This is a genomic window from Streptomyces sp. NPDC050743, assembly GCF_044456925.1.
Taxonomy (GTDB): Bacteria; Actinomycetota; Actinomycetes; order Streptomycetales; family Streptomycetaceae; genus Streptomyces.
The window spans coordinates 1-16,161 of sequence record NZ_JBITGJ010000130.1 but is presented as its reverse complement, the minus strand read 5'-3'; the positions used below and the strand labels follow the sequence as shown (position 1 = coordinate 16,161).

General features: G+C 69.9%; 14 protein-coding genes and 4 pseudogenes. 9 read left to right on the top strand and 9 right to left on the bottom strand.

Going from position 1 to position 16,161, the window contains the following annotated elements; all coding sequences use genetic code 11:
* The 4 genes and pseudogenes from ACIBJF_RS46805 to ACIBJF_RS46790 all read right to left on the bottom strand — a co-directional run.
* Window positions 1-134, bottom strand: a pseudogene (locus ACIBJF_RS46805) (IS5/IS1182 family transposase); the annotation flags it as partial.
* 357 nt (window positions 135-491) lie between these two features.
* A complete protein-coding gene (locus ACIBJF_RS46800) occupies window positions 492-698 on the bottom strand; it encodes a hypothetical protein (protein ID WP_399183772.1) in 207 nt (68 codons plus the stop codon).
* A 348-nt stretch (window positions 699-1,046) separates the two neighbouring features.
* Window positions 1,047-1,322 (bottom strand): hypothetical protein, encoded by a 276-nt coding sequence (locus ACIBJF_RS46795; protein WP_399183770.1) that lies wholly within the window; start codon window positions 1,320-1,322, stop codon window positions 1,047-1,049.
* 476 nt (window positions 1,323-1,798) lie between these two features.
* A pseudogene (locus ACIBJF_RS46790) lies at window positions 1,799-1,963 on the bottom strand (o-succinylbenzoate synthase); the annotation flags it as partial.
* Window positions 1,964-1,997: 34 nt separating this feature from the next.
* Between ACIBJF_RS46790 and ACIBJF_RS46785 the strand changes: the two are divergent.
* The 3 genes and pseudogenes from ACIBJF_RS46785 to ACIBJF_RS46775 form a co-directional block, all read left to right on the top strand.
* Window positions 1,998-2,458 (top strand): annotated as a pseudogene (locus ACIBJF_RS46785) (hypothetical protein); the annotation flags it as partial.
* A 294-nt stretch (window positions 2,459-2,752) separates the two neighbouring features.
* Window positions 2,753-4,867 (top strand): serine/threonine-protein kinase, encoded by a 2,115-nt coding sequence (locus tag ACIBJF_RS46780; protein ID WP_399183768.1) that lies wholly within the window; start codon window positions 2,753-2,755, stop codon window positions 4,865-4,867.
* A 1-nt stretch (window position 4,868) separates the two neighbouring features.
* Window positions 4,869-5,373: pseudogene (locus ACIBJF_RS46775) on the top strand (hypothetical protein); the annotation flags it as partial.
* A 780-nt stretch (window positions 5,374-6,153) separates the two neighbouring features.
* On the opposite strand, the gene ACIBJF_RS46770 reads toward ACIBJF_RS46775, so the two are convergent.
* From ACIBJF_RS46770 to ACIBJF_RS46760, 3 genes are all read right to left on the bottom strand, one after another.
* Window positions 6,154-6,603 carry a hypothetical protein gene (locus tag ACIBJF_RS46770; RefSeq protein ID WP_399183766.1) on the bottom strand — a complete coding sequence of 150 codons (450 nt, stop codon included), beginning with the start codon at window positions 6,601-6,603 and terminating at the stop codon, window positions 6,154-6,156.
* A 306-nt stretch (window positions 6,604-6,909) separates the two neighbouring features.
* Window positions 6,910-7,446 (bottom strand): hypothetical protein, encoded by a 537-nt coding sequence (locus ACIBJF_RS46765; protein ID WP_399183764.1) that lies wholly within the window; start codon window positions 7,444-7,446, stop codon window positions 6,910-6,912.
* Window positions 7,447-7,643: 197 nt separating this feature from the next.
* On the bottom strand, window positions 7,644-8,258 hold the full coding sequence (locus ACIBJF_RS46760) for a dihydrofolate reductase family protein (protein ID WP_399183762.1): 615 nt from the start codon (window positions 8,256-8,258) through the stop codon (window positions 7,644-7,646).
* A gap of 456 nt (window positions 8,259-8,714) precedes the next feature.
* Between ACIBJF_RS46760 and ACIBJF_RS46755 the strand changes: the two genes are divergently transcribed.
* Both ACIBJF_RS46755 and ACIBJF_RS46750 read left to right on the top strand, forming a co-directional pair.
* Window positions 8,715-9,467, top strand: a complete 753-nt coding sequence (locus tag ACIBJF_RS46755; RefSeq protein WP_399183760.1) for an SDR family oxidoreductase — start codon at window positions 8,715-8,717, stop codon at window positions 9,465-9,467.
* A 23-nt stretch (window positions 9,468-9,490) separates the two neighbouring features.
* On the top strand, window positions 9,491-10,318 hold the full coding sequence (locus tag ACIBJF_RS46750) for an SDR family NAD(P)-dependent oxidoreductase (protein WP_399183758.1): 828 nt from the start codon (window positions 9,491-9,493) through the stop codon (window positions 10,316-10,318).
* A gap of 129 nt (window positions 10,319-10,447) precedes the next feature.
* Here ACIBJF_RS46750 and ACIBJF_RS46745 read toward each other — a convergent pair whose 3' ends face one another.
* On the bottom strand, window positions 10,448-11,278 hold the full coding sequence (locus ACIBJF_RS46745) for a helix-turn-helix transcriptional regulator (protein ID WP_399183756.1): 831 nt from the start codon (window positions 11,276-11,278) through the stop codon (window positions 10,448-10,450).
* 189 nt (window positions 11,279-11,467) lie between these two features.
* On the opposite strand from ACIBJF_RS46745, the gene ACIBJF_RS46740 reads away from it, so the two are divergent.
* Genes ACIBJF_RS46740 through ACIBJF_RS46730 form a run of 3 tightly spaced genes read left to right on the top strand, consistent with a single transcriptional unit; the run spans window position 11,468 to window position 13,946 of the window.
* Window positions 11,468-12,466, top strand: a complete 999-nt coding sequence (locus tag ACIBJF_RS46740) for an aldo/keto reductase (protein ID WP_399183754.1) — start codon at window positions 11,468-11,470, stop codon at window positions 12,464-12,466.
* A gap of 29 nt (window positions 12,467-12,495) precedes the next feature.
* Complete coding sequence (locus tag ACIBJF_RS46735) at window positions 12,496-12,981, top strand: GNAT family N-acetyltransferase (protein WP_399183752.1); 486 nt, start codon at window positions 12,496-12,498, stop codon at window positions 12,979-12,981.
* A gap of 47 nt (window positions 12,982-13,028) precedes the next feature.
* Window positions 13,029-13,946 (top strand): phosphotransferase, encoded by a 918-nt coding sequence (locus tag ACIBJF_RS46730; protein ID WP_399183750.1) that lies wholly within the window; start codon window positions 13,029-13,031, stop codon window positions 13,944-13,946.
* A gap of 57 nt (window positions 13,947-14,003) precedes the next feature.
* On the opposite strand, the gene ACIBJF_RS46725 is transcribed toward ACIBJF_RS46730, so the two are convergent.
* A complete protein-coding gene (locus ACIBJF_RS46725; protein ID WP_399183748.1) occupies window positions 14,004-14,888 on the bottom strand; it encodes a helix-turn-helix transcriptional regulator in 885 nt (294 codons plus the stop codon).
* Window positions 14,889-15,028: 140 nt separating this feature from the next.
* Between ACIBJF_RS46725 and ACIBJF_RS46720 the strand changes: the two genes are divergently transcribed.
* Window positions 15,029-16,045 (top strand): aldo/keto reductase, encoded by a 1,017-nt coding sequence (locus ACIBJF_RS46720; protein WP_399183746.1) that lies wholly within the window; start codon window positions 15,029-15,031, stop codon window positions 16,043-16,045.
* The last annotated feature ends 116 nt before the right edge of the window (window positions 16,046-16,161 follow it).

Here is a 16,161-nt window from a genome sequence, read left to right as displayed (position 1 = left end):
TACACCAGGCCGACCAGGGCACGCTGGTGCGGTGGGAGCTTGCAGCGGCGGTCACCCTCGCGGGTGACGACGAGCATGGTGACCCACTCGACCAGGGCGTGGGGCAGGTCGAGCGCGGCAGAATACGGAACCAACGCGGCTCCCGCGCCTGTGGGTTGAGACTTCGAACACCTCACCCAACGGCAGGGGAGCCTCGTGCGTTGCGGGCACCGATCCCGTCACCCGATCAGTGGCCCCGCTGAAAGAGCTCACTGTATGACGACATGGCCGAGGCCGTTCGAACGGCGGTGAGCGCGGTGTTCAGGACGGCGCGGACCGTCTCGAAGCGGTGACGGCCTTGGCTTCGAGACGGTCGGCGTCCACCATCGCGAGTGCCGCGGTGCCGAGACGGGCGCGGGCGATTCACCCAACTGTGGACCGGGTGCCGTCACCCCATACCCACCGCACCGGGTGCACCGGCCGGACTGGTTGCCCAGCCGTGCGCCGACCGGTCAAGTGATCGCCTGCGTGGTGCCGTCAGGCAGCGCGCAGAACTCGCCGTCGTAGGCGGGTGAAACGATCTGTCCGCCGGCGGCCGTGCAGTCGTCTCTGGAGATGTTCGGAGACGAGGCGGCGCCGGCGCTGACAGCGCCGACGGCGCTCACGCCGGCAAGGGTTGCCGCGGCCAGGGCGAGGCCCAGGATCCTGCGTATGCGCATGACTTGCTCCTCCTCTCAGGCGCCTTCGTTGGGCCTTCGGGAAGGACAAGTTCAAGACGGCGGCGCCCTCTTGCTCAGCATGGTCCTCCGCATGAGGCCTGCGAGGCGAGGCTGTCCGCCGCGCCCGGGCGGTGACTGCCCGGCTCTGGAGGGGCATGACGTCAGGCGACCTCGACCGGCCGCATCGGTACGGCGCGTGCGCGTCGGTAGGAGCGGTCGACGCCGATGTCCTTGGCGTCGAGACTGCCCACCGGGGCCGCGTTGTGTCCGGGCAGGCCGGGTTTGAGGAGGAGACGGGCGGTACCTGCCTCCGACGGGTGCCGGCGGGCGGCTGCCGCGCGCGGTCCTCTAACGCGGTTCGTGGGCCGCCGCCCGGCAGGCACCGGTCGCGGCGCCGCCCGCCACTCCGGCCCCGGTCAGCCCGGTCACACAACCTTGCAGGTCTCCGACCACGCCACGGCTGCAGGCCGCTGTGACGGAGTCGGAAGCGGTGGCACCGGCCAGTTCGGCCATCTGTGTGCAGGCGGGGATGTCCGCCCGGACCGCGGGAGCGGCGAGGACCGAACCGCCGAGGGTGAGGGTCAGGCCGGTGAGGGCACCGGCGATACGGGACGACGTGCGCATGGGACGCACCTGCCTTCCGGGTTGGTCGCGCGGTCCTGGTCCCGGCGGGCGGATCCACGCGGTAAGGCCGCCTGGCGACGCTCGGTGAGTGGTGGCCCGGCCGGCGGGCTCACAGACTGACCGCACGATTCTGCGTCGCATCCATTGAGCCGCATCGGGACATGGTCGCCAGGCCGAAGGAGAGGGCCCGGACCGGATGAGACGCACTCGGACCTCCACTCGCGGGCCCCTCACTCCAGCGTCGCATCCTCTTCCTCGCCCGTCCTGGGCACCCGGGGGCGGCCGCGCTGAGTAACTGCGATTGCGCGAAGCGCGGTAGCCGGCCCGTCCGGCCGACCGGGTGGAACGGACGGGCCGGCGTCCCGCCCGGCCTGTCCCCTGCACACCGCCGGGCGCGGCTCGGCCGGGGAGGTGGCCGGCCTTCGCTTCCCCGCGAGGTGCTGGGCCGCCACTGCGGTGGCACTTCACTGCGAGCGCCGGTGGGAGGCCAAGGTGTCACCGGCGAGAGCGAAGCCCGGCGGGGCCGTGAGGGCGGCGCGGCCTATGCCGGTCTCCAGCAGGTCGCCACACCGGACCGGGACGCCGTGGGCGCGGGCGATGTCGCGGATACGGCGGCCCCCGAGGCAGGCGTCGACGGCAGCGCCCCTCCCCAGCTCCCGAGATCCGGACCATTTCATCCCGCCGTCGAAGGTGCGGCCGCAGGGCGGCGGAACGCAGGACACGCCTGATGAGACGCTGTTCGCGGCCATCATCTATGTCTCGGTCAGCGGCTGTGCCTGGCGCGCCCTGCCACCCTGCTTCGGCATCTCGAGATGCACGTCCTGTCGGACGCGAATGGACTGCCCCTCCTCGTCGGCGTCTCGGCCGCCAACGTCCACGACAGCGAAGCGCTGAAGCCGATGGTGGCCACGCTGGCTGAGGCGCGGGGCCGCCGCTCGCGTCGGCTGCAGCACGTCCTGGCCGGGGCGGTATGGGACCGCGACGCCGTACGCGACCACTTTTTGCCGGTTGGACCGCAGCTCGACTCGCCGAGGAGAAGTCGTGCACCGGCGCGGTGGGCGCTGCACCGCAGTACTCGGGCGCCCTGGTCGGGGTCGGGCTGTGCCAGGCCGCAGCCCACCTCACCTACGTCACCCCCCGGGGGCGCGTTGATCGGCCGGGCCGTTGTACCTGGCCCGGGACTGGGAGGCCGACGACGAACGCCGCGAGTGGACCGGCGTCCCCGACGACCTCGCCTTCGTCACCAAACCCCAGCTTGCCGACGCGACGCCTGAGGGGGCCCGCAAAGCGGGGCGTCCGGCCCGATACGCGAGCTGGGCTACACCCGTTCTGGGTGACTTGCCGCTCTTCGGGTGATGTGCGATACGTGGAGAGGGCCCCTTCAGCGCTCGCCGAGGAACCCCTGCTGGCCGTCCTGGAAGAAGAGTGCCATGACAGGAGCGCAAGAGGCCGCCGGGCGCGTGATCACCGGACGTTACCGGCTTCTGCGTCGGCTCGGCACCGGCGGCATGGGACGTGTGTGGCTGGCGTACGACCAGGAACTGGCCTGCGAGGTCGCGCTCAAGGAGATCATTCTGCCGCCGGACATCCCCGAATGCGAGGTTAGCTCCCGGATCGCCAGGGCCCGTGGCGAGGCCCGGCACGCCGCCCGGCTGCGCAACCATCCGCATGTCGTCACCGTGCACGACATCGTGGAAGAGGACGGCCTGCCGTGGATCGTCATGGAATACGTCCCCGACGCCATGGACCTGGAGGCGGTGGTGCGCGAGCGGGGGCCGCTGCCGCCCCGTGACGTCGCCCGGATCGGTCTGGCGGTTCTCGACGCCCTGCTGGAGGGACACCGGCTCGGTGTCCTGCACCGGGACGTCAAACCGGCCAACATCCTGCTGACCCACCCGGGGCCCCAGCCCTCCTATCCGACAGAGGGCGGCGGCCGGGTGATGCTCACCGACTACGGCATCGCGCTGGAGCCGAGCTCCGGGGAGGACCGCCTGACCGCCACCCTGGAGATCCTCGGGACGCCGCGCTTCATGGCCCCGGAGCGGGCCAACAGCCAGCCGCCCACCCCTGCCGCCGATCTGTTCTCACTCGGGGCCACCCTGTACTACGCCCTCGAGGGGACTGGTCCCTTCGACCGCGACACCGCCCTCACCTCGCTGAGCGCCCTGCTGTTCGAGTCCCCGAGCCCGCCGCGCCGGACGACGGAGCTGACCCCGGTCCTCGTCGGGCTGCTCGTCAAGGACCCCGCGGACAGGATGGACGGTGAGGAGGCCGCCCGGCGGCTCGCCTCCATCGCCGACCAGCCCCACCCCTCCCCTTCGCAGCAACCGGCCCCCTCACCGGAGGTGCCGCCGCCCGAGCGACCCCCGGCCTCGAAGCCGCCGCGCCCCCAGGAACCGGCCCCGCCGACCGAGATCCTGTCGCCGGCCGAGCCGGAGGAACCGACCGGCCCGCCCCCGGAAGCGCTGCCGCACAAACCGGAACCGCTGCCGCACAAACGGGACGAGGCCCGGCAGCGGCTCCGCCCGCCGCGGCCCGGGAACCGACGGGCCAGGCTCATCGCGGGGGCGGCGCTGGTGGCGCTCGCCGCGGCGGGCGGCGGCATCTACCTGGCAGAGTCCCGTTCCTCGGGTCCTGAAGCCACCACACCGTCCGTGTCCTCGATCCGGGTCGGCAACTCCCCGGGCGGGGTGGCGGTATCGCCCGATGGGCGCAGGGCCTACGCGACCAACTACTTCGACCCGGCTTCGGTGTCGGTGATCGACACCGCCACCGACCGCACCGTGGGCAACCCCATTCCCGTCGGCAGCAAGCCGCAGGGGGTGGCGGTCTCCCCGGACGGTCGCCGGGCCTACGTCGCCAACTCCGGCTCGAATTCGGTGTCGGTGATCGATACCGCCACCAATCGCACGATGGGCAACCCCATCGATGTCGGCAAGAACCCAATCAGGCTGGCGGTCTCCCAGGACGGTCGCCGGGCCTACGCGGCCAATGCGGGCTCGGATTCGGTGTCGGTGATCGACACGGCCACCGACCGCACCGTGGGCAACCCCATTTCCGTCGGCGACAACCCACAGGGGGTGGCGGTCTCCCCGGACGGTCGCCGGGTCTACGCGGCCGATGCCGGCTCGGATTCGGTGTCGGTGATCGACACGGCCACCAACCGCACCGTGGGCACCCCCATCAATGTCGGCAAGAACCCGGTGGGGGTGGCGGTCTCCCAGGACGGTCGCCGGGCCTACGCGGCGAACGCCGGCTCGGATTCGGTGTCGGTGATCGACACGGCTACCAACCGCACCGTGGGCACCCCCATCAATGTCGGCAAGAACCCGGTGGGGGTGGCGGTCTCCCAGGACGGTCGCCGGGCCTACGCGGCCAACGCCGGCTCGGATTCGGTGTCGGTGATCGACACCGCCACCAACCGCACCGTGGGCACCCCCATCAATGTCGACGGGTACCCGGTGTGGGTGGCCGTCTCCCAGGACGGTCGCCGGGCCTACGCGGCCAACGCGGGCTCGGCCTCCGTGTCGGTGATCAAGTTCTAGCATCGGGATCGACGTCTACCTCGGTCTGGACGTCGGCAAGGGCGAGCATCACGGCACCGCGGTCACTCCAGCGGGTGAGAGGGTCCGCGTTGTGGCAGTGATCGCTGATACCGCCCGCACCATGCCCCACACCCTGCGCCGAAGGTCTCGTTGAGGAGATCTTCGACGCGCTCGACGAGCAGACCGTCGTCGTCCTGGGCCCAGCCGCTGCCGCACTGATCATTCCGAGCCTTGTCGGCTCGCTGGTGTCCCTCCTTGACCAGCGCAAACTCCTCGCCGCATGGATCGAGGCACTGCTGGAGGGCCGCCCTCTTACCCGGATCCGCCACCCGCCGATCCGGCACGTCCATCCGCAGTGCACACCCTTCTCGACGAGGCAACAGACAGCTCAACGGGCCTTCTACCTCGCCGACTTCGCCTCCCTGTCGCAGTCGGACCGACGCGCCCCCTACGACAAGAAGCGCCGGGAAGGCAAACATCCCGTCGCCGCAGTCATCTGCCTTGCATGACGCCGCATCGACATGCTCTTCGCCATGCTCCGGGACGGCACCTAAGCAAAGCCTGCCCCATTACCGCCCCGGCCCCGCTGGAGTCCCCACCTCCAGGCCGTTGACCAGGGAAAATGCAGTGGTTTGGCTGTAGCGCCGAACGCGAGTACTAAACTGACAAACTAGGACTAATTCATCACCCCAAGCCACGGGAGATCATGATGGCGACAAGCGCCCGGAAGCGCATCCGGCACCTCGTCGGTGCGTTTTGTATTGCTGCGCTGCTCGCAGGAACGGCGGGCGTGACGAGTGCTGCGGCGATGCCTCAGACAACGAAGGCCACGGCGGAATCGCTAAGCGCGGCATCAAACGACCCGTGCGTGGGCCCCCAGGACCCACCGGGCTGTATCCCTTAGCGAGGCAACCGCCACTGACACGATGCCCGGAGTAGAACGAGCAGTTCGGGCCGGGTGAGTGGGATCATCTCCAGCGCGGGTGATGCTCCGGTGGCATGGCCGCGGGCGAGGGCCACGGCCAGGAGCGCGGCGGTGATCAGGCTCCAGCCCATCCATGGGTTCCAGCGGTTCACCTAGGCCGATTCTGACGGCTTTTGTCCGAGCCAGGCGGGCTGAGCCGGCATAGGGACGTGTCGGAGGTGTGTCGCGAACGCTGAGAGACAAAGAGCGGGAGTCAGTGATACCGACTCCTGCCCTCTTCTGTCGGCATCCGCCCTGGTCAGCGCTTGATTTCTGCTATCCGGGAATGCAGTTTCCGCGGCCGCGTACGGGCCGGGGGACTCTACAGTTGCTGAGCGAAACCACACCACCTGGCCACGTAGGCGAGCCGTCCGTTCTTATCGGCCACGCGCACCCACACATTGCTGTGCAGTCCGCTGCTTCCGTCTGCGTAATTGCACGTGTAGGAGCCGCCCGTGACCGTTGAACCGCAGTCGGACGTCTGGTACCAACACCAGGCGCCCTGGCTGCAACTCGACAGATGGGTGACGATGGTGCCGCTGGTGCTTGCCGAGCTGCGGATGTTGAGAGCGCAGTCATTGCCGGGATTCGGCGTCATGTACCAGTGCGTTGCGGTCGGCAGCGAGGATCCGGCGTCGTTCGCCTCGGCGGTGCCGACAAGCCCGAGAGTCGTAAGCGCGGCAATGGAAGCCACCCAGGCAAGCCGCCGAACAAGGTTTTTGCGAACCATGTTTCTCCTCGTGTCCAGAATGCGGTCGGTCTGGTGCGGCACACCATGCTTTCGCGTGCCTCACGTGCGGCCAACCCTTCAATTCGGACTTGAGGACACTGTCCGGTTTCCGTCCATGCCCCGGAAGCCGTGAGGGCTGGCATCCGCTTCGTCCGACGCGCCGCCCCGCACGCTCCCGAGGGCCAGGGCGCGGTGACACTCCACGTGAGCGGCAGTGACGGCAGGGGTTACCGTGGTGCGCAAGCGATCGTCTGCCGCCGGGCCTGGACCATCTCAACCGGCCACCTCAACCGGTCGAGCGGCTGGCCGCCCGGTACCGCGCAGGGATTACGCGGAGAGGCACGTACCTCAACCTTCGTCCGCACTGGACAGAGCCTCGGTGATCAGGCGGGTGGCGAAGTCGCGGTCGTCGGTGAGTCGGTTGATGTGTTCCGCGAGCAGGAAGGCGGTGGCTTCCAGGGGGTTCATCTCGTCGTTGGTCCAGTATCCGTACTGCTTGCGCCACAGGCTGGGGCTCAGTCCGGTGCCCGCGGCGATGAGCAGGCCGGCCATGGTGGGGATGGCCTCGGGACGCACGCTCTTGGGCATCATGCGCAACGTGGCCACGAGGTTGGGCACCACGCACTCGATGACGTCCTTGTCATGGTCCTCGTATGCCATGCGCAGCCACTGCATGAACATGTAGATGAGCGTGCACGCGCCGTCCAGCATGTCGTCGACTCCGCTGGGGCCCAAGGACGCGGCGAACTGGTCGGTCAGCGCTTGTTGTTCGGGATCGGTCTCGGTCTTGTCGTCGTAAATGGCTTTGAGTCGAGAGTCGATCATCATGAGCGCTGCGCCGACATCCCCGACGGGAGCGTGCTGGGGGTCGCAGGGCGATGGCACAGGTTTCCTCCTCGGCTGACCGTGGGGAGCGCGGCGTGTCCGTACAGTAACCTGCCGAGGATGCCAGGGTCCGACGACTCCCGGGGATCGGCCGAAGGCGCCCCACACCACTCAAACTTCGACAGCGCACGCTCAAGATCCGGTGGCTTGCGACAACCTGCCGATCTGTCGCATCGAACGTGGAGCGTTTGCCGTCGTCAGAGGACGTCGTAGGTCAGGTGCGTCGCGGTCGACGTCGAGGTCACGCTCCGCTGCACCAGCGTACGGGGCGCTCCGCCGGTGAAAAGTGGCGTTCCGGCGCCCAGTACGACGGGCGCCAGGTGCAGCGTCAGCATGTCGACCAGCCCGGCGGCGAGTGCCGAGCCGACGGTGGCGCCGCCGCCCATGAGGACGACGTCAAGGTCCTTGCCGCTGTCCGACGATGCCGCCTCGGCGCGCTCGCGCGCGGCGGTGAGGGCGTCGGACAGACCTGTGCTGACGAACGTCCAGTCGAGGTCGGTGAGCCGTGCCGACTCCGGCGGCGAGCTCGTCACGACGACGAACGCGGGCTTGCCGACCTCACCGGCGCCGTAGCCGGTCGTGTCGTCCCATCCATTCGGCCCGTCGACCACGTCGAAGAGCTTGCGGCCGAGGATGACGGCGCCTGAGCGGGCGGTCGCCTCGCGCAGGACCCGGCGGTCATCGGGGTCGTCGGAGAACGCCCAGGTGTGCAGGGCCTCGCCGCCGGTGCCCAGCCCGTTGTCCGGGCCGGGGCCGGGTCCGGTGACGAAGCCGTCGAGGGAGACCGAGATGTCGGCGATGATTCGAGTCATGCCATGGCGGACCCGACCGGCCGCCCGAACTCATCGCTCGCTCAGGCATGAAGCGTGTGCCGGATACGAATCCGATAACTCCCGCGGAGGCCATCTCTCGTTGACCACCCCGAATGGACGTGCCGCTGGATGCCGTAGCGACGATGACCGAGGCGCCAGCGACGATGGCCGAGGGGGCGCCCAGGTCGGACAGCGCCCTGCCGGGGGCGGTGCGGGCGCTGTCCCGTCGGCGGCCACCGCGATCGAGGAGAGGGACGCGGGTCATCGGGCGATCGAGGTCGCCCGGCGGCACAAAACAGATGCCCTCGGGCGAACGCAGGGGGGCCTGCTGGACCCCCGGTAGGGCTCGTCCCGGGTAAGGGAGGGCTCTGCCTGGTCATCCGCGCCACTGGTGCTCTGGATGTGGCGCTGATCCGGCCACCGGGGCCGGAGCGGATCATCCAAGGAAGAACACCCATGTCCCACCCCACCCCCTCCACGCTCTCCTCCGACCGCAAGATCGTCCTGGTGACCGGCGCATCGAGCGGTATCGGCGAGGCCACCGCCCGTCACCTCGCCGCCGGACACCACGTCGTCCTCGGCGCCCGGCGTCTGGACCGTCTCGGTCGGCTGGTCAACGAGCTCACCGAGGCCGGCCACCACGCCGAGTGCGCGCCGCTGGACGTCACCGACCTCGAGAGCGTGAAGGCATTCGTCGACGGCGCGCTCGCCCGGCACGGGCGGGTCGACGTCCTGGTCAACAACGCCGGCATCATGCCGCTCGCCCTCATGGAAGAGCTCCGCGTCGACGAGTGGAACCAGATGATCGACGTGAACCTGCGCGGCGTGCTGCACGGTATCGCCGCCGTCCTCCCCACCATGCGTGACCGCCGGTCCGGGCACATCATCAACGTCGCCTCCACCGCCGCCCACCGCGTGGACCCGACCGGGGTCGTGTACTGCGCAACGAAGTTCGCCGTGCGTGCCGTGTCCGACGGTCTGCGCCAGGAGACCACCGACCTCCGCGTCACGGTCGTCAGCCCCGGCCTCACTCACACCGAGCTCACCCTCTCCGGCGGTAACGCCCAGATGCAGGGGGCGGTACGGGACGCACTCGAAGCGGTCGGCATCGACGCCTCGGCCATCGCCGAAGCCATCGGCTACGCCATTGCCCAGCCGGCCAACGTCAACGTCAACGAGGTGGTCGTTCAGGGCACGGCGCAGGTCTGACGTCGTATGACGCGTGCCGCACGATGCGGGCCGCAGCACACCCCGCCCAATTGATCAGCAAAGACACCACACGCGAAGAAACAGAGAGACAGACAGCAACGACCCAGCAATTCGCAGGCAAGACGCCGCTCGTCACCGGGGGCGGGAGCGGTATCGGGCGGGCGAGTGCTCTGGCCCTGGCGGCCGAAGGGGCACTGGTGACGGTCGCGGGCCGTACGGCCGAGACCCTCAAGGAGACCGTTCGCCTGGTGGAGGCCGCCGGCGGCTCGGCCCGGCACGTGGTGGCGGACATGAGCGACGAGTCCCAGGTGGAGAGGGCCGTCCAAGCCGCCGTCGCAGAAGTCGGACCCCTGGACTTCGCCCTGAACAACGCGGGCTACGACGGTGAGTTCCAGCTCACCACGGACTACTCGACCGACATGCTCGACCACATGATCGCCCTCAATGTGCGCGGGGTATTCCTGTCGATGAAGCACGAGCTGCGGTACATGGTGGCCCAGGGATCCGGCTCGATCGTGAACATGTCTTCCGGTGCAGGGCTGGTAGGCGTCCCCGGATTCTCCGGCTACCCGGCCACGAAGGCCGCCGAGGTCGCAATGACCAAGAGCTCGGCGCTTGAGGCCGCACCCCACGGCATCCGTATCAACGCGGTGTGCCCCGGCCTGGTGGAGACTCCCATGATCGAGGCCCTCGATGCGGAACAGCGCAAGGCGGTCAGCGACGGCCATCCCCTCGGCCGCATCGCCGAGCCCAGGGAGATCGCTGACGCGGTGATCTGGCTCTGCTCCCACAAGGCAAGCTTCGTCACCGGCATCGCACTGCCCGTCGACGGCGGGTACACCGTGCCCTGACAAGCGGCTCCCCGATCCGAGCGGCACGGTCCGGGACCGGAAAGGGCCCCGGCCGAAGGCACCCCGGCTACCAGGTCAGGGTGCCTTGCGCTGCAGGCATCGCTCGGCGTGGCACCGGACCGAGCCGGCTCAACTCATGAGCCGACGCAAGGCTTCCTCGGACGATGATCCGGGCTCGACGGTGTACAGGCCGAGTGTCTGGTCGGCGTCGCCCATCGGAGTAAAGGCTTCGAAGCCAAGCGTCAGGTCCCCCACCAGCGGGTGACGGTAGTGCTTGACGCCGTGCCGAGGCAGGTACACCTCGTGATCGGCCCACCAACGGCGGAAGTCCCGGTCCACGGCGGACAGTTCGCCGACCAGTTGGGCGAGCCGGGGGTCCTGCGGATGATGGCTGGCATACAGACGCAGCATGCCCACGTTCTCCCGGGCGGTCCCGGGCCAGTCGACATACAGCTCGCGGGCCGCTTCGTTGAGGAACATGTAGCGGGCCATGTTCCGCTCCTCGCACGGCAGGGCGTCGAAATCCACGTACAGGGCGCGGGCCAGACGATTGGTGGCCAGAAGGTCCAGGCGGTGTCCCAGGAGCAGAGCCGGTACCTCGGTGATGTTGTCCAGCGCCCGCAGCAGCCCGGGCCGTGCCCGCTGCGACGAGACAGCGCGCGGGCGCCCCCGGGTGGCCGCGGCCAGGGCGAACAGATGATCACGCTCTGTCTCGTCGAGCTGCAGCGCGCGAGCCACAGCCTCCAGGACGGAAGCGGAGACACACGCGCTGCGCCCGCGCTCCAGCCGCACGTAGTAGTCGACGCTCACCCCGGCCAGCTGGGCGACCTCCTCGCGCCGCAGTCCTGGCACCCGTCGCGCCCCCAGATGCGGGGCAAGACCTGCCTGCGCCGGGCTGATGCGGGCCCGGCGGGTCCGCAGGAAGTCCCGAAGATCCGTCTCGGGCCTGTGCTCACTCACGTCCTTCAGGCTAGCGCCGCCTGCCGGCCCCCGTCCTCGGCTCTTGAGGGGGGTCTGCTGGACCCCCGGTCGGCCGGCCCCCGGGACAAGGGCTGCTCTTCCTGGACGTTGGCGGCCGGTGGTGCCCTGGATGCGTGACGACCCCGGCCACCGGGCCGGGGCAGATCTTCCGAGAACGGAGAGATAGCCATGCGACGGATTCCACTGGGTTCAGACGGTCTCACGGTGAGCACCGAGGGGCTGGGCTGTATGGGCATGAGCACGACGTACGGACCGAGCGACGAGCAGGAGGCCCGCGTCACGCTGCGGCGCGCCGTGGAACTGGGAGTGACCCTGTTCGACACCGCCGAGTCGTACGGGCTGGGCGACAACGAGCGCCTCGTCGGTCACGCCCTGGCCCCCGTCCGCGATGACGTCGTGATCGCGACGAAGGTCGGTTTCGGGTACACCGAAGACGGCCAGATGGCTGTGGTCGACGGACGGCCCGTTGTGGACGGGCGGCCGCAGAACATCGTGCGGGCGATCAAAGGCTCGCTGGGACGACTCGGGATGGAGCGGATCGATCTGGTGTACCTGCACCGGATCGACCCCACGGTGCCGATCGAAGAGACCATCTCGGCCATGGCGGGCCTGGTGAAGGCCGGACAGGTCGGCCACCTCGGTCTTTCCGAGGCGTCGGCGGCCACCATCCGGCGCGCACACGCGGTGCACCCGATCACCGCCGTACAGACCGAATACTCACTGTTCGAGCGTGGGGTCGAGGCCAACGGTGTTCTCGCCACCGTACGCGAGCTCGGCATCGGATTCGTGCCGTACTCCCCGCTGGGCCGCGGATTCCTGACCGGCCGACTCAACCCGGATGACCTGCATGCGAGCGACTTCCGCAACAGCGATCCGCGGTTCCAGGGCGAGAACCTCGCGCCCAATCTGCGGATCGTCGACGCGATCGCGCGGATCGCCGCGCAGAAGGGAGTGACCCCCTCCCAGCTGGCCATCGCCTGGACCATAGCCCAGGGCGGCGTCCCGATCCCGGGCACCCGTCGGGTGCGCTACCTCCGGGAGAACGTCGCGGCTGCGGACATCACCCTGGCCGCCGACGAGCTGACGGCACTCGACGCGGCCGCCCCGGTCGGCGCAGCCTCGGGCGACCGCTACGCAGCCGGAAACATGGAGCTCCTCACGCAGTAGGAGGGCGGTGACACCCTGAGCGCGATGCCGTGGCCGTCGGTGAGGACGTGGTCCTTGCTGCCCTTCCGTGCGCGGCCGACCAGGCCGGGACCGGTTTCGGGTTCCACCGGGCCGCCCGCGCCTGGGGGAGTCGATCACCGCCACCGCCGGGAGCAGTGGGACACCGCCGGGCCGCTCCGCGCGTTCGGCATCCACGTGGGCGCTGGCGAGGAGTTCGCGGGCACCATGACCTGCGGTTCGCAGGAGAAGGGCTGGCGCCCGGCCAGGGTGAACGTCGCGTACGGCCCCTATCCGTCTGGCGAGGGCGTGGCCTGGCTCCTCGCGCGGTCCTGTTGGCGTCCCGGTACGCGGCAAGTGAGGGCGGGACGGGGGCGGTGATCCAGGTGGAGCCGGAAAATCCCGCATCTGCCGCGGTGGCGCAGCGGGCAGGGTTCACCCCTGGCCGGCAGACACACAGCAAGCACGACACACGCTTCGACCGGTACGTCCGGGACCTGCGCGCCGCCACCCCGTGACGGCCAACAGTTACGGGAAGGCGGGACAGCCCTTAGCGTGGCTCTGCATGGCCCATACCGAGATCGAGATCACCGCAGAGCTGATCCGGGATCTGCTGCGCGACCAGCACCCCGACCTGGCCGACCATCCGTTGAGGCTTGGCGCACGCGGCTGGGACAACCAGCTGTGGCGGCTCGGCGGCGATCTCGCCGTGCGGCTGCCCTGGGCGACGCGGTCCGCGGACGAGCCGCTGCGCAAGGAGCACGCGTGGCTGCCCGCACTTGCCCCGCACCTTCCGCTGCCGGTCCCCGTCCCGCAGCGCCTCGGTGAGCCCTCCGAGCGGTTTCCGCGGTCCTGGATCGTCACCACTTGGGTGCCGGGCGAGCCCGCGGACCGATCTCCGGCCACGCGTCCTGCGGAGGCGGCCGACGCCCTGGCCGCCTTCCTCACCGCCCTTCATCAACCCGCCCCGGCCGGGGCGCCCGTCGGCCGTTACCACGGGGGGCTACTGGCCGATCGTGCTGAGGGGTTCGCCGGGCAGCTGGCCTCGGTCACCGAGCTGGGACTGGTCGCCGACCCGGACGCCGTCCGCGCCGTTTGGGAGGATGCCGCCGCTGCGCCCGCCTGGGCGGGCCCGCCCCTGTGGCTCCACGGCGACCTGCATCCGGCCAACGTCCTCACCGCGGACCGCACGTTCTGCGGCGTGATCGACTTCGGCGACCTCTGCGCGGGCGATCCCGCCTGCGACCTCGCCGCCGCGTGGCTCCTGTTGCCGGACGGTGCCGCCGACCGCTTCTACGCCGCATACGAGCCGACCCCGGACGCAGCGACCCTGCGCCGCGCCCGCGGCTGGGCGGTGCTCAAAGCCCTCGCCTGCATCCTCATCGGAGATGCGGGCGTCCACGGCCGCCCTGGCGGCAAGCCCACATGGGGCCCACCCGCCCACGCCGCACTAAGACGCCTGACCGCGACAGTCCACCGCTGATCACGCCCTCAACCTTCCCTACGTTGTCCTGGACGCCCCCGTGCACGACGAGCGGTGTCACGGGCGCGGGCTGTCCAATTGCGGAGCTGGATCCAGATGGTGAGCGGACCCGGCCCAGCTGGCGAGCAGGCTGAGGCGTTCCGCGGACGGCGATCCGGGTTCGGCGGTAGAGACGCCCAAGGTCTGTTCCGCATCGTCGGCCGGGGTAAAGGCCTCGTAGCGCAGGATGAGGTCGCCCACCACCGGGTGGTGGTAGTGCTTGGTGCCGTGGGTGCGCTGGAACACATCGTTCTCGGCCCACCAGCGGCGGAAGTCGGCGTCCTGGACGGAGAGTTCACCGACAAGCTCGGCCAGGGCAGGGTCGTGCGGGTGGCGTCCGGCGTACAGGCGCAGGGAGGCGACGACGCCGCGTGCTGCCTCTTCCCAGTCGACGTACAGCGAGCGGAAGTCGTCGTCGAGGAAGGCCAGACGCGCCATGTTGCGGCTGCGCACGGGCAGAGCCTCGAAGTCCGTGTACAGGGCGCGGGCGAGCTGGTTGGACGCAAGGATGTCCAGTCGTCGGCCGTAGACGAGGGCCGGGACGTCGGTCAGGTTCTCCAGCAGCAGCCGCAGGCCGGGACGGACGCGCTGCGCCGGCAGCGGGCGGGGACGGGTGCGGGCCGGTTTGGCGAGCCGGAAAAGGTGGGCGCGCTCCAGATCGTTCAGCCGCAGGGCCCGGGCGACCGCGTCCAGCACGGAGGCGGAGACGTTCAGGGGCCGGCCTCGTTCGAGGCGGATGTAGTAATCGACGCTCACGCCGGCCAGCCGTGCGACCTCCTCGCGCCGCAGGCCCGGAACCCGTCGGACACCGGCCTGGGGGCCCAGGCCCGCCTCCTCGGGGGTGATCTTCGCACGGCGCGAGCGCAGAAAATCCCGCAGCTCGGTGTTGGGTTCCTGGGTCATGCCACCACGGTAGTCCGGGGTGACAGGGTGATGGCCGCGCAAAAGGGGGTCTGCTGGACCCCTGGTAGAGGCGGGTCTCCCACTGCGGTAGCGGCCGGTGCTTGGCTACGGGAAGAGCCATCACACACCAGGAGGCACTGATGAAGCGCAGGATCCTCGGCGGCACGGGACTGTCGGTGAGCGAGTACGCACTCGGCGCGATGATGTTCGGCGCGATGGGCAACACGGACCACGACGAGTCCGTCCGCATGATCCACACCGCACTGGATGCCGGAATCAATCTGATCGACACCGCCGACGTGTACTCCGCCGGAGAGTCGGAGGTGATCGTCGGCAAGGCGATCAAAGGCCGCCGCGACGACGTCATCCTGTCCACCAAGTTCGGGCTGGCCATGGGCGACGACCCCAACCGACGTGGTGGATCAGCCCGTTGGATCCACCGAGCGGTGGAGGACAGCCTGCGCCGGCTGGAGACCGACCACATCGATCTGTACCAGATGCACCGGCCGGATCCGCGCACCGACATCGACGAGACCCTCGCCGCCCTGTCGGACCTGATCCGGGCCGGCAAGATCCGCGCCATCGGCGGCTCCTTCTTCTCCCCCGAGGAGATCGTGGAGGCACAGTGGGCGGCCGAGCGGCGCGGGCACCACCGCTTCCGCACCGAGCAGTCGCCGTACTCGATCCTCACCCGCGGTGTGGAGAGCCGCGTGCTGCCCACTGCCCAGCGTTATGGCATGGGCGTGCTCACCTTCGGGCCGCTCAACTCCGGCTGGCTCTCCGGCCGCCGGGATCCGACTGCCGGGCACCGCAGCGCCGGTGCCGGGGCGAAGATGTTCGACCTGTCCCGGCCCGGTGTACGGGCCAAGGCCGACGCGGTGCAGAAGCTCACCGCCCTCGCCGCCGAGGCCGGTCTTCCGCTGCCCCATCTGGCCGCCGCCTTCGTCCGCGCCCACCCGGCCGTCACCGCGGTGCTCATCGGCCCGCGCCGACCCGAGCACCTCGCAGATCTCCTCGCCGGGGCCGACGTCGAACTCGACGCCGACCTCCTCGACCGCATCGACGACATCGTCCCGCCCGGCGTCGATGTCAACCCCGGCGACTTCTACATCGACCCCACCCCGCCCCTCACCGACAAGCGCCTGCGACGCCGCTGAGGCACGCCGGTAGGGCCCTGTACAGCGTCTCTAATCAGCTAAGCGATCCCGTGCGGACCGTGAGGTCTGACACGGGTTCTGCCCACCTGGGCGGGGACGCATGAGCGTGGAGATGG

Bases quoted from the DNA above. Each gene is read 5' to 3' on its own strand.
- ACIBJF_RS46725 (WP_399183748.1), bottom strand. From the start codon at position 14,888: ATGACCCAGGAACCCAACACCGAGCTGCGGGATTTTCTGCGCTCGCGC.
- ACIBJF_RS46720 (WP_399183746.1), top strand. From the start codon at position 15,029: ATGAAGCGCAGGATCCTCGGCGGCACGGGACTGTCGGTGAGCGAGTAC.
- ACIBJF_RS46800 (WP_399183772.1), bottom strand. From the start codon at position 698: ATGCGCATACGCAGGATCCTGGGCCTCGCCCTGGCCGCGGCAACCCTT.
- ACIBJF_RS46755 (WP_399183760.1), top strand. From the start codon at position 8,715: ATGTCCCACCCCACCCCCTCCACGCTCTCCTCCGACCGCAAGATCGTC.
- ACIBJF_RS46760 (WP_399183762.1), bottom strand. From the start codon at position 8,258: ATGACTCGAATCATCGCCGACATCTCGGTCTCCCTCGACGGCTTCGTC.
- ACIBJF_RS46740 (WP_399183754.1), top strand. From the start codon at position 11,468: ATGCGACGGATTCCACTGGGTTCAGACGGTCTCACGGTGAGCACCGAG.
- ACIBJF_RS46795 (WP_399183770.1), bottom strand. From the start codon at position 1,322: ATGCGCACGTCGTCCCGTATCGCCGGTGCCCTCACCGGCCTGACCCTC.
- ACIBJF_RS46780 (WP_399183768.1), top strand. From the start codon at position 2,753: ATGACAGGAGCGCAAGAGGCCGCCGGGCGCGTGATCACCGGACGTTAC.
- ACIBJF_RS46730 (WP_399183750.1), top strand. From the start codon at position 13,029: ATGGCCCATACCGAGATCGAGATCACCGCAGAGCTGATCCGGGATCTG.
- ACIBJF_RS46750 (WP_399183758.1), top strand. From the start codon at position 9,491: ATGCGGGCCGCAGCACACCCCGCCCAATTGATCAGCAAAGACACCACA.